The 14,455-nt window shown below is 63.6% G+C and carries 11 protein-coding genes; 6 read left to right on the forward strand and 5 right to left on the reverse strand.

What is annotated here, in order from left to right:
- Positions 1-3: 3 nt before the first annotated feature.
- Both MHM88_RS13960 and MHM88_RS13965 read right to left on the reverse strand, forming a co-directional pair.
- Positions 4-1,080 (reverse strand): ABC transporter ATP-binding protein, encoded by a 1,077-nt coding sequence (locus MHM88_RS13960; RefSeq protein WP_239323234.1) that lies wholly within the window; start codon positions 1,078-1,080, stop codon positions 4-6.
- Positions 1,081-1,266: 186 nt separating this feature from the next.
- Positions 1,267-3,000: an ABC transporter substrate-binding protein gene (locus MHM88_RS13965; RefSeq protein WP_239323233.1), complete on the reverse strand. Its 1,734-nt coding sequence runs from the start codon at positions 2,998-3,000 to the stop codon at positions 1,267-1,269.
- 275 nt (positions 3,001-3,275) lie between these two features.
- Between MHM88_RS13965 and MHM88_RS13970 the strand changes: the two genes are divergently transcribed.
- The gene (locus tag MHM88_RS13970) at positions 3,276-4,409 is read left to right on the forward strand and encodes a class I SAM-dependent RNA methyltransferase (protein ID WP_239366233.1); all 1,134 of its coding nucleotides are present in this window, start codon (positions 3,276-3,278) and stop codon (positions 4,407-4,409) included.
- A gap of 102 nt (positions 4,410-4,511) precedes the next feature.
- On the opposite strand, the gene MHM88_RS13975 is transcribed toward MHM88_RS13970, so the two are convergent.
- Positions 4,512-5,660 carry a hypothetical protein gene (locus MHM88_RS13975; RefSeq protein WP_239366236.1) on the reverse strand — a complete coding sequence of 383 codons (1,149 nt, stop codon included), beginning with the start codon at positions 5,658-5,660 and terminating at the stop codon, positions 4,512-4,514.
- A 306-nt stretch (positions 5,661-5,966) separates the two neighbouring features.
- Here MHM88_RS13975 and MHM88_RS13980 point away from each other — a divergent pair, with 306 nt between their 5' ends.
- Positions 5,967-6,785 (forward strand): TIGR03084 family metal-binding protein, encoded by an 819-nt coding sequence (locus tag MHM88_RS13980; protein ID WP_239366239.1) that lies wholly within the window; start codon positions 5,967-5,969, stop codon positions 6,783-6,785.
- A gap of 148 nt (positions 6,786-6,933) precedes the next feature.
- Here MHM88_RS13980 and MHM88_RS13985 read toward each other — a convergent pair whose 3' ends face one another.
- Positions 6,934-7,752, reverse strand: coding sequence for a 2-dehydro-3-deoxygalactonokinase (locus MHM88_RS13985; RefSeq protein ID WP_239366242.1), 819 nt, complete (start codon positions 7,750-7,752; stop codon positions 6,934-6,936).
- A 456-nt stretch (positions 7,753-8,208) separates the two neighbouring features.
- Here MHM88_RS13985 and MHM88_RS13990 point away from each other — a divergent pair, with 456 nt between their 5' ends.
- The 4 genes from MHM88_RS13990 (at position 8,209) to MHM88_RS14005 (ending at position 12,899) form a co-directional block, all read left to right on the forward strand.
- The gene (locus tag MHM88_RS13990) at positions 8,209-9,237 is read left to right on the forward strand and encodes an AraC family transcriptional regulator (protein WP_239366245.1); all 1,029 of its coding nucleotides are present in this window, start codon (positions 8,209-8,211) and stop codon (positions 9,235-9,237) included.
- 361 nt (positions 9,238-9,598) lie between these two features.
- The gene (locus tag MHM88_RS13995; RefSeq protein ID WP_239323227.1) at positions 9,599-10,312 is read left to right on the forward strand and encodes a sugar transferase; all 714 of its coding nucleotides are present in this window, start codon (positions 9,599-9,601) and stop codon (positions 10,310-10,312) included.
- A gap of 142 nt (positions 10,313-10,454) precedes the next feature.
- Entirely contained in the window at positions 10,455-11,555 is a 1,101-nt protein-coding gene (locus tag MHM88_RS14000; RefSeq protein WP_239366248.1) for a CpsD/CapB family tyrosine-protein kinase, read from the forward strand.
- A gap of 69 nt (positions 11,556-11,624) precedes the next feature.
- Complete coding sequence (locus MHM88_RS14005) at positions 11,625-12,899, forward strand: DUF874 domain-containing protein (protein WP_239366251.1); 1,275 nt, start codon at positions 11,625-11,627, stop codon at positions 12,897-12,899.
- A gap of 93 nt (positions 12,900-12,992) precedes the next feature.
- On the opposite strand, the gene MHM88_RS14010 is transcribed toward MHM88_RS14005, so the two are convergent.
- Positions 12,993-14,345 carry an oligosaccharide flippase family protein gene (locus tag MHM88_RS14010; RefSeq protein ID WP_239367080.1) on the reverse strand — a complete coding sequence of 451 codons (1,353 nt, stop codon included), beginning with the start codon at positions 14,343-14,345 and terminating at the stop codon, positions 12,993-12,995.
- Positions 14,346-14,455 lie beyond the last annotated feature (110 nt).

The raw sequence follows: 14,455 nt of genomic DNA on the forward strand, positions 1-14,455 counted from the left end.
GCCTCACGCCACGCGGGAGCCGTCGGGGGCAAAGACATAAGCCGCCCGGGGATCCATATAGAAATCATGCAGTTCGCCGACCTCGTAGGGGTGCACGCCATGGCTGAGCGACACCCAGGAGGTCTCCTGCCCGGAGGCGGCAAGGTCGAAATGCGCGGAGCTTTCGGAGCCCGAAAGCTCGGTCACCTGCACCCGGCCGTTGAGCTTGACCAGACCGGCGGCCTCGGCCACCGGCACCACGTGGTGCGGGCGAATGGCGATCGTGTAGGTGCCATCCTGCAATCCGGCCGCCGCACCGTCGAGAGTCCAGCTGACATCCGCGCCCAGACGGGCCTCAGATCCCTGCTTGGTGATGGTGGCGGTGTTGATCGGCGGATCGGAGAACACCCGCGCGGCCTCCACGTTTTCGGGGTTGCGATAGATCTCGGCGGTGGGGCCAAATTGCGTCACGCGCCCGTCGCGCATCAGGGCGGTCTTGCCGCCCAGAAGCAGCGCCTCTTCGGGTTCGGAGGTGGCATAGACCACCACGGCACCACGACCGGCAAAGAGTTCGGGCAGCTGGTCGCGCAGCTCCTCGCGAAGTTTATAGTCGAGGTTCGCCAGCGGCTCATCCAGGAACACCGCCCGGCTTTCCTTGGCGATGGCGCGCGCCAGCGCGGTGCGCTGCTGCTGGCCACCAGAAAGCTCATGCGGGCGGCGGTGCAGCATCGGGGTCAGTTGCAGGATCTTTGCGGCTTCCTGCACGCGGTCGTCCAGCTCCGACTTGGCCATGCCGGCAACCTTCAGCGGCGAGGCGATGTTGTCGTAGACCGTCATATGCGGATAGTTGATGAAGAACTGATGCACGAGGCTGATGTTGCGCTTTTGCGTGCTGAGGCTGGTCACATCCTGCCCGTCCATCAGGACAGAACCGGAGGCAATCGGGTCAAGCCCGGCCATCATCTTGATAAGAGAGGTCTTTCCCGACCCGGTGGCGCCCAGAAGGACGTTGAAGTGACCGGGTTCGAGCGTCAGGGACGTCTCCTTGATATGGAGATCACCGCCCACGCGCTTGGTCACGGATCTGAGTTCGAGTGCCATGGTGGTTTGGAACTTTCCGGCCCTGCGCTCACGTCGAGGGCGTGCGCGGGGCAATCTGTGTTTCGAGAGGTTCGAAGGAAAAACCCCGGCCGGCGGGCCGCTGTTGCAGAGAGGCCGAACAGCCGGGGCAGGTGGGGCCGGGCCCGATGATCAGGCCCGGCAGTCAGGGGAAGGACCCCAGGGAGATCAGTTCGCGGCCCAGCGGGCGACCAGCTCGTCGTAGTTCACGGTCTGGCCTTGCGGCTTTTCGTTCTCCAGCTTCGGCTTGGCGCCGCCATTGGCGTACCACCACTCCGCGTCTTTTTCTTCGTTCAGACGCGGGCCACAGCCACCGTAGACATTTGCCTGTTCGTCAGCGCGCTGCATGCGGGACATGGTGATGTCCATTTCCTGCGCCAGACGGTCCATCGCTTCCTGCGGGGTGAAGGCACCGGAGTTCACGTCACCGATCTGCTGCCACCAGATTTGCGCCAGCTTGGGATAGTCCGGCACGTTGATGCCGGTCGGGGACCATGCGGTGCGATCAGGCGAACGGTAGAATTCCACCAGACCGCCGAGTTTTTCGGACCGTTCGGTGAAGCTCTCGTGGTTGACGGAGCTGTCGCGGATGAAGGTCAGACCCACATGGGACTTCTTCACGTCGACGGTTTTCGACACCACGAACTGCGCATAGAGCCAGGCTGCCTGTGCGCGGTCGATCGGGGTGGAGTTGAGGAAGGTCCAGGAGCCCACGTCCTGATAGCCGACCTTCTGGCCTTCTTCCCAGTAGGGGCCATGCGGGCTGGGCGCCATCCGCCACAGCGGCGTGCCGTTGTCGTCGACGGTGTTGTTGCCTTCGGACTTCGGCTTCACCATGTCGGCGGTGAAGGCGGTGTACCAGAAGATCTGCTGCGCGACGTTGCCTTGGGCCAGTGCCGGCAGGGACTGGTAGAAGTCATAAGACGCGGCACCCGGAGGCGCGTATTTGCGCAGCCATTCGTCCCACTTGCGGATCGCGTAGACCGCCGCCGGACCGTTGGCAGCCCCACCGCGGGTGACGCTTGCGCCCACCGGGTTGCAGGTGCCTTCTTCCATGCGGATGCCCCATTCGTCGATCGGAACACCGTTCGGCTCACCCTTGGAGCCCGCACCGGCCATGGAGAGCCAGGCATCGGTCATCCGCCAGCCCAGGTCCGGCGCACGTTTGCCGTAGTCCATATGGCCATAGATCGCGGTGCCGTCGATTTCCTTCACGTCCTCGGAGAAGAACTCGGCGATGTCCTCATAGGCGGACCAGTTGACAGGAACGCCCAGCTCGTAGCCGTATTTCTCCTTGAAGGCCGCCTTCAGGTCTTCGCGGTCGAACCAGTCCTTGCGGAACCAGTAGAGGTTGGCGAACTGCTGGTCGGGCAGCTGGTAGAGGTCGCCATCCGGGCCCGTGGTGAACTGGGTGCCCATGAAATCGTCAAGGTCGAGACCGGGGTTGGTCACATCCTTGAACTCGCCTTCCATCATGTCGCTGAGGTTGTAGGCGAGCTGCAGGCGCGAGTGGGTGCCGATCAGGTCGGAATCGTTGACATAGGCGTCATAGAGGTTCCGCTTGGTCTGCATCTGGGTCTGCACCGCCTGAACCACTTCGCCCTCGCCGAGGATCTGGTGGTTCACCTTGATGCCGGTGATTTCCTCGAACGCCTTGGTCAGCACTTCGGATTCGTAGCTGTGCGTCGGGATGCCTTCGGAGAGCACGTTGATCTCCATGCCCGCATAGGGCTCGGCAGCTTTGATGAACCACTGCATCTCTGCAAGCTGTTCGTCCTTGGTCAGGACCGAGGGTTGAAACTCCTCGTCGATCCATTTCTGGGCTGCTGCCTCATCGGCATACGAACCCGTTGCCGCAATCACAGCACCAGCTGCAACTGCGGTCAAAAGATACTTCCGCATCTTTCTCCTCCCTAAAGTCTGTAAGGTCGGATGTTTTTTGCGCATCCAACTGGCAAAGAGGGTTCACTGATGGCGGGGAATTGTCAAACTAATTTTTTAGTAATCTTGTAGGGCGCTGAAAATAAATGTGATTTTTTTCAACCTGCGCCGCGCCGTTGACCCGCGGTAATCCGCCGGTCGCGGGGTTTTACGGACCAGACGCCGCTTTGCCACTCCGTGTTGCGGCCGGTTTTTTGGGATGTTGAAGCGCCGTGATTCCGGCTAAGAGAGCCGTCATGACCTCAGATGCTCCGTTTGAAATATTCCTCATCGCCCCGCCCGGGTTGGAAACACCCCTGTGCCAGGAGGCCCGCGCGGCCGGATTTGCCAATCCCCGGCAGGTGCCCGGCGGGGTTGCCTTTGAGGGGACCTGGCAGGATGTGTATCGTGCCAACCTGTATTTGCGGGGGGCAACACGCGTGCTGGCCCGGATCGGGTCCTTTCGGGCGTTTCATCTGGCGCAGCTGGACAAACGCGCGCGCAAATTCCCCTGGGGCGAGGTGCTGCGGCCGGATGTGCCGGTCCGGGTCGAGGTGGTCACAAACCGGAAATCCAAGATCTATCACGCCGGCGCTGCCACCCAGCGGATCGAGACCGCAATCACCGAGGAGCTGGGCGCGCCGATCGCCGGCGAGGGGGATCAGGCCGAGCCGGTGACGGTGAAGGTCCGGATCGACGACAATACCTGCATCTTCAGCGTCGATACCTCTGGCGAGGGGCTGCACAAGCGCGGCCACAAGGTCGCGGTGGGCAAGGCGCCGATGCGGGAAACCCTGGCGGCGCTGATGCTGCGGGCCTGTGGCTATGACGGCCAGGAGCCGGTGCTGGACCCGATGTGCGGCTCCGGCACCTTTGTGATCGAGGCGGCAGAGATCGCGCGTGGTCTGGCTCCGGGGCGGGGGCGGCCGTTTGCCTTCGAGCGGCTTGCCAATTTTGATGCCGACGTCTGGCAGGCGCTCAAGGCGCAGTTGCCCGCGCCGCGGCATTCCGAGCTGCGCCACCATGGATCTGATCGCAACGCAGGGGCGGTGGAGATGGCAACGCAAAACGCAGAGCGCGCGGGCGTGTCGGACCTGTGTCGCTTTGGCCATGCGGCGATGAGCGACCTTGAGCGCCCGGAGGGGCCGACGGGACTGGTCATCGTCAACCCGCCCTACGGCGCGCGGATCGGCAACAAGAAACAGCTCTATGCGGTCTATGGCGCGCTGGGCGAGGTTCTGAAAACCCGGTTCTCCGGCTGGCGTGTCGGGCTGGTGACCAGCGACACCCAGCTGGCGAGGGCGACGGGACTGCCCTTTCTGCCGCTGGGCGCGCCGATCGCCCATGGGGGGCTGAAGGTGCGCCTGTTCCGGACCGACCCGCTGCCCTAGGCGCGGGTTTCATGTCGGAGGGCACGGGGCACGGCGCCTGCCGCGCAAATGCAAATGGGGCGCCCGCGAGCGCCCCAAAGCCTGTGTCGGACCGTGCTCGGGTCAGACCATTTCGAGCAGTTCTTCTTCTTCTTCTTCTTCTGCGGTGGTGTCGTCCTCTTCCGAAACCTCCTGCGACATGAGCGCCATGACGTCGTCGAGGTTGGCCGTCTCATCTTCGGACGTGTCCGGATCGTCGTAGCCGCCGACGATGACCTCGGGAGAGTCGCTGTCCAGACCGGTAACAAGCGCGATGCGGCTCAGGTCGACGTCTTCCAGCGACAGCGGGCCATTGTCGGACCACAGCGTGAAGGACAGGTTGTCGACATAGCCGTCGGTGCTGTCGGGCGTCTGGCCGAACTGAAGCCCGATGTCGAAGGTCTCCGACAGGGTGGTGCCATCTGCCAGGGAGTTCACCGCGTTGGGATCGACCTCCGTATTGGTCAGCGGGATCGCGTTGTCATCGGGGTGAATGTTCAACCCTTCGGCGGTTTCGTCATCTGTCAGGTTCATGAAGATGCCGTCGATGTCGGTCTCTTCGCTGTCCCAGGAGGTTGGCACCACCTTGAAGAACAGCTGACCCTGCTCGGTCTGGCTGACCTCAAAGGTCAGCTGTTGGCTGTCGCCGAGGGTGAAGTCGATGGTGACCTTGCCACCGTCGCCACCTGTGTCACCACCGGTGTCGCCCCCCGTATCACCGCCAGTATCACCGCCCGTGTCGCCGCCGTCATCATCGTCGTCGTCGTCATCCCGACCGCAGCCGCCACGGTCATCGTCGTCGCGGTCCCACCATCTGTGCCCGCGTCCGCCGCGATCATCGTCGTCGTCGCGGTCCCACCATCGGTGTCCACGTCCGCCGCGGTCGTCGTCATCGTCGCGGTCCCACCATTTGTGACCACGTCCGCCACGGTCGTCATCGTCGTCCCGGTCACGATGGCGCCCCCAGCGTCCGCCGCGATCATCATCGTCGCAGTCGCGCCCGTCGTCATCGTCGTCGTCGCGCTGATGCTTGCCGCGTCCGAAGTGCCAGCCGAATTTGTCGTCATCCCTGTCGTCATCATCGTGATCGCGCCAGGATTTCGCGCGTCCGCCGCAGCCGGACCACGCGTCGTAGTTCCAGCCGTGATTGTTCCAGCTGCTGAACTTGCCCCCGAAATGCGACTTTCCGCCAAAGCTGTAGGATTTCCCCCAGCCAAATGAGAACCATGTCATGGCCACCATCCCCTCAAATCTGATTTACTCACTTCCACCACACGGGGGCCAGCATACCGCTCCCTCATACCGGGACGGGTGGCACTGGCTGACCGCATGGCGCCAGAATAGAAAGGCGGGGGAGGGTGCCTCCAAATTTTCTCAATTTTTATACAAAATCGCCCTTTTTGGGGGTCGCATTCTCGACGGTGCGGCGGCGGCATGCCCATTGTTTCCGTTGCGTCACCAGTCACACGGCACCTTGCAAGGATTCGCGTCGCTGTTGAGGGTAGGGCGGCAACGGGCTGACACCTATCGGGAGGGGCAATGAGGCAAGCCGAGGATTTTCGCGAAGAAAGCCGTGTGCTGGCGGCCTGTATCGCTCGCCAGCCGCAAGAGATCTATGGCATGCAGACCCAGTTCAAGGGCTGGACCGTCGAGGACGTGCTTGGTCATCTGCATTTCTTCAACGCCGCGGCTGCCGCCGCGCTGGAGGGGCCGTCGGCGTTTCACACCATGATGGGACCGGCGCTGGAGCGGCTGGATGCGGGGCGGAGCATTCTGAGCTTGCAGCGGCCTTGGTTGAACGGGCTTGGCGGGGCGGCGCTGTTTGAGGCCTGGATGCAGGGCAGCGAACAGCTCGCCGATGCCTTTGCGCAGGCGGATCCGAAATCCAGGGTGTGCTGGGTCGGGCCGGACATGAGCGCCCTGAGCGCGGTCACCGCGCGCCAGATGGAAACCTGGGCGCATGGGCAGGCGATCTTTGACCTGCTGGGGGCGACACGTCCCGAAAGCGATCGGATCCGGAATATCGTGCATCTGGGTGTTGTCACCTTCGGCTGGAGCTTTCAGGTGCGGGGACAGGAGGTGCCGCCGGTGCCGCCCCAGGTGCGTCTGGAAGCGCCATCGGGAGAGGTCTGGAGCTGGAATGCGCCAGATGAGGCCAATCGGATCGAGGGGCAGGCGGTGGAGTTTGCGCAGGTGGTGACGCAAGTCCGCAATCTGGCGGATACCGGATTGCGCGTGACCGGCGCCACCGCGGGTGCCTGGATGGCGCAGGCGCAGTGTTTCGCCGGACCGCCGGAGACCCCACCTGCACCGGGCACTCGTTATGCCATGGCCGAGCAGGGCCAGCGCGAGGCCTGAGAGCGCGCCATTCCGCCTGTCACCACTGGTCTGGCCGCGCCTGGGTCTGCCCCGAGCGCGACCATAGCCGACATCGTATCGGTCGCGCCCTGGGGCGGCGTGCCGCGCACAGGGGGCGCACCATTAGGTCCGAAGGGAGTGCCCCGCGTCAGGTGGTGCGATGATAGGCGCGCACCAGGCCAGCCAGCGTCATGCGCGCCTCGTCGGCCTGTGTCACCGGGATATACTGGCTTTCGAAGGCTTTGAGGTAGGGCGCGGCAAAGTCTGGGGTGGCGATCAGGGCCATGTTCTGCCCCAGCCAATAGGACCTTGCAGCGGCCAGTTCGGCGCCGAGTACCGCACCCCAGGTCCGTCCCAGCGCAGCGGCGTCGGAGAGCCGCGCGGCAGCCTGCTGGGATCGAATTTCCGCCAGGCGCAAGGCCAGGGTTTCCGGTTTGGACAGCACATCCTGCAGCGGCTCGGTCAGCGCGGCAACATCAGCCGCGTCCCCCGGCTGTGCCGCGGGGCACATGCTGGCAATCATCGGCCAGCTTGCAAAACTGACGAAGCTCACGATTTCCGAAGCGCTGATCAGGACCCAATCGGTGGCAACGGGGCCCGGCACACAGATCACACCATCCCAAGACGGGTTTAGGCTGAGAAAACCATCGATGCGGCAGACCGATCCGGTGAGGCGCAGATCCGGCTGCGCCTGCGACAGCGGCGGCATGCTCCGGACACGCCCGCTTGCATGCGCGGTTGCACGGGCGGGCAGATCAGCCGGTTTGGCCGGGACCGGCACCGCCTGCGCGCCCTCTGCGCCGCAGGTGATCAGCGGCGCGCCGGGGGCAAGCGCCAGCGCGGCGTCGAGGTCGGACACCTCCGTTGCCGCCACATTCAGCTGATCGCCGTTGATCGTCCAGGCGCGTGGCGGGCTGTGGTGGGGATCAAAGGCGATCCAAGGTGAGGTGGGCGGTGTGGCGGACATGAGCGACCCCGGGCATCTGGAACTTTGCCGGTACTGATGCCGCGTTTTTTGAAAAAACACAATCGCAGGGCGTCACAATCCTCGGTTTAGTCTGACTATACCTTTGGTTCGCTGAATTAGACCAATGCATTGCTGAAAATTTTAGAGTTTTGGGTAACCTGAGGCTAGATCCCGCTGCCGGACGAAATAAGCGTAGCATGGGTGCCCGAAGGTCCCGCAATCAGAGCGCGAAACTTTGCCTTCTGCGCAACAGTTGGGATCTTTTCCTGCTCTGCGGCTCTATGGACTATGTAAGTTTTTGAAATGTGTTAACGCATCTTAATTTCTAGGAGATGCGTCTGTGTGAGGTCCAGCAATGGGAAGAACTGCCGTATTGGACAAGCGTCGAAACAAGCTCGGCGGCCTGAGTACACCTCATCCGCGATGCGGGATCTCCCGACCTGCGGGAGGCGTGTCATGAGTGATGTCTTTGCCCCAAACGGGGGGCCCTTCATCGCGCTGCTTGCACGATACGCGGCGGGCAAGGGGCACAATGTACTCGCATCGTTGCAGCAGGAGGCCACGTCTTCCGATCGCGGGTCCGCTGTGGTGCAGGCCTTGCCCGTCCATGAACACGCCATGGTGCTGGACGCGGCCGAAGACCTGCTCGCCGCGCCGGACATCGGCTACACGCTGGCGCGGGCTTGCGCCCTGCGCGACGCGGGGCTGACCGGATATGCCATCGGGGCCTCCTCGACGCTGCGACAAGCGCTTCAGACTCTCACCCGCCTGAGCGGGCAATTCCGGATCATCCTTCCGGGCGCGCCATTTGGACCCGCCGCGGGATATGCGGATCTGCAGTGGGACTACGGCGCCCAGGGGCAATTGAATTTGCGGCACTGGAGCGAGTTCACCGCCGCGTTCCTGATCCGCACGCTCAAGGATCTGAGCGGTGGGCAGGTGTCACCGGTGCAGGTGGACTTCATGCATTCGGAACATGTCCCAGCCCAGGTGGCCCGTTCTGCTCTCGGCGTGGCGCCGGGGTATCGGGCGCGGGTGAACCGGATTTGCTATCGCGAGCGCGACCTGGATCAGCCCCTGCAAAGCGCCGACCCGGGCTTGCTGCGCCTGCTCATGGAGCATGCGGAACTGCTGGAACGCGTTGACACGCTGGCCCAGAATTCCCTGTCGATTACCGTGGAACGGCTGATCATGGACGGCATGTCGGACGGAGAGGCCAGCCTCGCCAAGGTCGCGGAGCTGCTGGACATGAGCCAGCGGACGCTGTCGCGCAAACTCGCCAGCGAGGGCACCAGTTTCTTTGCCATTCTGGAGGGCGTGCGCAAATCGCTGGCGTTGCGCTACCTGCGGCAGAACGAGAAATCGCTGTCCGAGATCTCCTTCCTGCTCGGCTATTCGAGCCTCAGCAGCTTTAACGATGCGTTCCGCCGCTGGACCGACCAGAGTCCCGGAAGCTATCGCAGCGCCGCCACAAAATCGCCTTGATTCCTGCGCCGTTCACATCGCTGATCCTGATTCTGTGTGGCAAGAAAGGATCGCGCTGATGCTCTTTCGTATACAATTTCGGCGGAAGGGTTGGACTGTTTCCCCGAACGGCGTAGGAAGCGCCAAAAGGTAGGGGTTGGTAACCCTTCGATCAGATTTACATCGATTTTTTGTCAAATACAGTAAGTTTATAGACAGAGTTTGGAGGCACGAATGTGCTTCTGGCGCACTGTCGATCACAGCGGTCCATCGCATGGGGAGCAGATGGACCAGACGGGATGATGCTCAAGGGGTTTAAAGAGTATCGCTTGTCGCCTGATCCAGGCCACGACCGTGTGCGAGTTATATTGGGGGTTAGACTATGAAAACGCTGGATCGTGGGGCGGTCGCAGTTGCAGGGGTCGGGGACTTGCCGGATATGGCGCTGGCCTCGGCATTCCGGGACGCATCCTATGACTATGACCATGGCGTCTACGTGAAGTTCGGCAAACGCGTGCTGGACGTCACCATCGTGCTGCTTGGGCTGCCATTTGTCCTGCCGCTGGTGATCATCTGCGCCTTGGCCCTGTGGGTCGAGGGTGGGCTGCCGTTCTATCGGCAGAAGCGGATCGGCCAGGGCGGGCGGGTGTTCCATATCCTGAAGCTCCGGACCATGGTGCGCGACGCCGAAGGCATGCTGGAGCGGGTGCTGCGCGAGGATCCCGCGCTGCGCCGTGAATGGGACGAGACCCAGAAGCTGCAGGATGATCCGCGGATTACCCGTGTCGGACGTTTCCTGCGCGCGACCTCTCTGGATGAGCTGCCACAGCTTTGGAACGTGTTGACCGGCGACATGAGCCTGGTTGGCGCGCGGCCGATGATGGTCGACCAGCTGTCGCTCTATGGCAAGCCCGACAGCTATTACACGCTGCGTCCGGGGATCACCGGCCCGTGGCAGGTGGGGGACCGCAATGCCACCAGTTTCCGCCAGCGGGCCGTGATCGACGAGGCCTATTGCCGTGAGGTGTCGCTGGTCCGCGATCTGCACATCCTGATCATGACGCTGCCCGTCATTCTGCGCCGCACCGGGTGCTGAGCGGGTCTCGCGCAGGGGCGTTTTGGCGCAGTGTCGTGAAATGTAGGTGAAATCGTAAAGGTGTTGCGTGAAAGATAGTCTTGATCACAATAGCCAACGATCAGTACCCACATTCGGTGGAGAACAGGATAGTAGCGAGCAGATGACGGACCAGGGGTTCAAGAAATTTCGGCGACGCCGCAAGCGTGAGGACACGCCTGCGGCCGATCCTTTGCGGTCGGACGCGTCGCGGGTTTCTCCTGCACAGGACCTGCCTGCGGATCAGGGCGCACCGGACATCCAACAGGACCCGGTTGCGGCGCCGAGCGACGCAGCGCCCGCGACCCCGCCACGGGAGGCGGCTGCGCTGTCAGAGCCGGTCAACACCAAAGACGACGACAGCCCGCCCGCGAAAGTGGTGCCCAAACGGCCACAATCGGCCGCCAAGCCGGCGCCACAGCCGTCTGTCATGCCGCCGCCGGAGCGCAGCATCCCCCCGATCTTCCAGATCGAGCAGGAGCCCGCCTTGCCGGCCCCGTTGCCGGATCCCTGGCTTGTCATGCGTCAGGTGGAGATCACCGGGCTGGGCCGGCGCCGCAGCCGGTTGCCGCTGGTGGATTACTTTCGCACCTCGCCCACCGCGCGCGCTTTTGACCTGCTGCGGACCCGGATGTTGCACACCTTGCGCGACCACGGGTGGAAACGCGTGGCGATCTGTGCCCCGACCGCCAAATGTGGTGCCAGTTTCACCGCGGCCAACCTGGCTCTCAGTCTGGCACGCGTGCCCGGCAGCCGCACGGTGCTGATGGATATGAACCTGCGCAACCCGGGGGTGGCCAAGTCGCTGGGCCTGGAGCGCGCGGCGCTCTACAGCGGGGATATGCCCGGGTTTCTGCGCGGCGAATTGCGGCTGGAGGATCATCTGGTTGCGGCCGGCGACAGTCTGGCACTGGGGCTGAACACCTCCGCCTTTTATAATGCCGCCGAAGTGCTGCACGAAGCGACCTGCGCCGCGACGATAACCGACATGATCCGCCGCACCTGCGCCGATGTCGTGCTGTTTGACATGCCGCCGGTGCTTCAGAACGACGACGTGGCCGCCTTTCTGCCGCAGGTCGATGGGGTGCTGCTGGTCTCGGATGCAGAGCAGACGACAGCGCGCCATCTGCGCGCCTGCGAGAAAATGCTGGCGGGTCACACCCAGCTGCTGGGCGTGGTCCTGAACCGGGCGCGCAACGGCGACGGATTGAACAGTACGGACTGAACACACACACGGCATACCCGCAGCCGGGCTTGCGGCGGCTTTGAATGCGAACATTAGAAACACGGACCCATGGCTTCGATTTATTCACTCTCGGACTTTCTGGATCTTCTGCGCCGCCGCGCGGGGGTGATCCTGCTGGTCACGTTCCTGGGGTGTGTGGCATCGCTCTGGATCGCGCTGTCGCAGGAACAGGTCTATTCCAGCACCGAGGTGATCCAGATCACCCGGCCCAAGATCGCTGGTGAATTGGCGCGCTCTACCGTCGACGGGTCGTCCGCCAGGCGCATCCAGCTGATCGAGCAGCGTCTGATGGCGCGGGGCACCATTCTCGAAATCGTTGACCAGCTGAACCTCTATGCGGATCGCCCGGGGTTGCTGGCGTCCGAAATCGTACCGCTGGTGCGCCAGTCGGTGACCCTGACCGGCACGGCAGCGGCGCGCGAAGGCATGTCGGATGACGGCGCGATCTCGGTTCTGACGATCACTGCGGTGATGCCGACGCGGGAGCAGGCCCAGGCGGTTGCGCGCGAGTTTTCGCGGCGCACGATCGCGCTGAGCCAATCCACCCGGCTGGAGCAGGCGCAGGAAACGCTGACCTTCTTTACCGAGAAGGAAAAAGCGCTGATCGACCGGATCGCGGCGCTGGAAGAGGAAGTGGCGGATTTCCGGTATGCCAATGCCGTGACCCTGCCGGGCGCGATCGAGATGCGCGGTGCCGAGATCGCGGCGATCAACGAGAGCCTGCTGGAGCTGGCGCGCGAAGAGATCCAGATGCGCAAGGCCGCGGAAGAGGCGGTCGCAACGCAGCGCGAGGGGTATGCCCGCCGGATCCAGGCCGAAACAGAAGCCAAGCAGGAAGCGCTCGAGGCGCAACGCCGGCTGCTGGAAGAGCGGCGCGAGGTGCTTGAGGCGTCATTGGAACTGACGCCGGAAGTGGATCGCCAACTGGCCAATTACGACCGTCGCATGGAGCAGATGCAATCCGAGCTGGAGATCATGACGCAGCGGCGGGCCGAGGCCGAGGTGGGCTTTCGTCTTGAGGCGTCGCGCCAGGGCGAACGGCTGACCGTGATCGAGGCCGCTTCGCTGCCGGATTACGCGGTGGGGAGCGGGCGCAAGGCAACAGCGCTGAAAGGCGGGCTGGTGAGCCTCATCCTTGGGGTTGTGGTCGCATTCCTGCTGGATCTGCGTCACCCGGTGCTGCGGACCAGTGCGCAGATGACGCGCGAAACCGGCCTGTCGCCTGTGGTCTCCATCCCCGTGCTGGAGCCCCGCCGTCGCGGGCTGCTGACGCGGTTGCTGCGGGCGCGCACCGCTGTGGCCCGGGCTGCGCCCAAGACCTGACACTCGCCAATTGATCCGGTCTGATGCGACGGTGCCCGGGGTTGCCGGGCAGAAGGGGTATGTGGCGCGTTGCGGCGAGCCTCCCGACAGGCGCTACATCTGAAGCAGAACCGAACTGATCTGATCCCAGTGATAGGCCAATGCGCCGCCGCAGATGATCAGGCTTGCCGACAGAAAGCCGATATCGTGCAGCGGATCCTGTGCGGCATAGGGGCGGGTATGGCGCATCAGAACCGGGTAGGAGAAGACCACGGCGAGCCCGAGCGCTGCGATACCGCCGATCAGGCCGAACTGCGTCACCCCGAGGAGAAACAGCGCCGTCTGCAGCATGGCCCGTGTGGCGGTGTAGAAAAAGAACCCTTTGGTATTGCCGGCGGCCAGCGCGGCGCGGTCATAGGTCAGCACGATGATCGAGGGCGCCAGGCTGGCGGCAAGAAGCACGATGATCGCACCGGCGTCGTCATAACGCGCATCATAGAGCAGGTCGACAAGCCAGGGACCGATCCAGGCCATCAGCCACAGCATGGACAGGATACCCGCGGTCAGGACAAACCGCAGCTGTCGCTGTTTTCGCCGGTTGTGCGGGTTCTCGCGCGCGGGTTTGTCGCGATAGACCGGGATCATCAGACGCTGATTGACGTCCTGACCCAGCTGCACGGGAAAGCTGGCAAGGAAGAAGGCGATGTTGTAGATCCCCATCGCCTCGAGTGTCAGATATTTGCCGAGAATGGCGCGGTCGCCCTGGGTGGTCAGGAAAAAGCAGGCGGTGGACAGGAAGATCCACTTGCCCATTCCAATCAGTTCCTTGGTGGCGGCGGGCTCCCAGCGAAACTGGTTCTTGCGTCCGGGCAGCGCCAGATGCGCCAGGGCGAGACGGGCCGCTTCCTGCAGGACGCTGCCGATGGCCAGCGCGACGACCGACTGGGTCAGGATCGCGAGGGCGACCATGCTGGCGATGCCGAACACCTGCGCCGCCAAGGTTATTGCGGTCACCCGCCCGACCATGAGGTGGCGATAGGCGGTTTCCACCCGGGTTGGGGTGAACCCCTGCAGGGCCAGGCTGAAACCGGCAATGGGCAGGCAATAGGCCAGTTCGTCCGCGTTGTAGAAGGCCGCCGCCGGCAGGGCGAGCACACCGGTCAGCACCCAGAGGAGCCCGCCGCGGCAAATCTGCACGGTCCAGGCGGAGTCGAGGAAATCAGGATCGTCGCCGCGCGGGTTCTGCGCGATCGCATTGGACACGCCCATGTCGGAAAACAGCGACAGCCCGATGATGATCACGGTGACCAGCGCCATCAGGCCGAAGGCTTCGGGAAAGAGCAGCCGGGTCAGGGCAAGATTGGAGGCGAGGCGTAACACCTGCCCGGTGCCGAAACCGAGGATGATCCACGAGGTCGATCTCACGACACGTGCCATCAGGCTTTGGCCAGTCAAGGCGGTTTTCATGGAGGTCCAGAGCATGTGGTTGCGGATCGGCTGCAGGCTAGGCGGCGCGGCGGGCGAGGTCAATTGCGATGCGGCCATCCGGCGGGGTTCTGTGCTAAAGTGCTAGGACG

Source organism: Epibacterium sp. MM17-32 (assembly GCF_022348205.1).
In the GTDB taxonomy this organism is placed as follows: Bacteria; Pseudomonadota; Alphaproteobacteria; order Rhodobacterales; family Rhodobacteraceae; genus Epibacterium.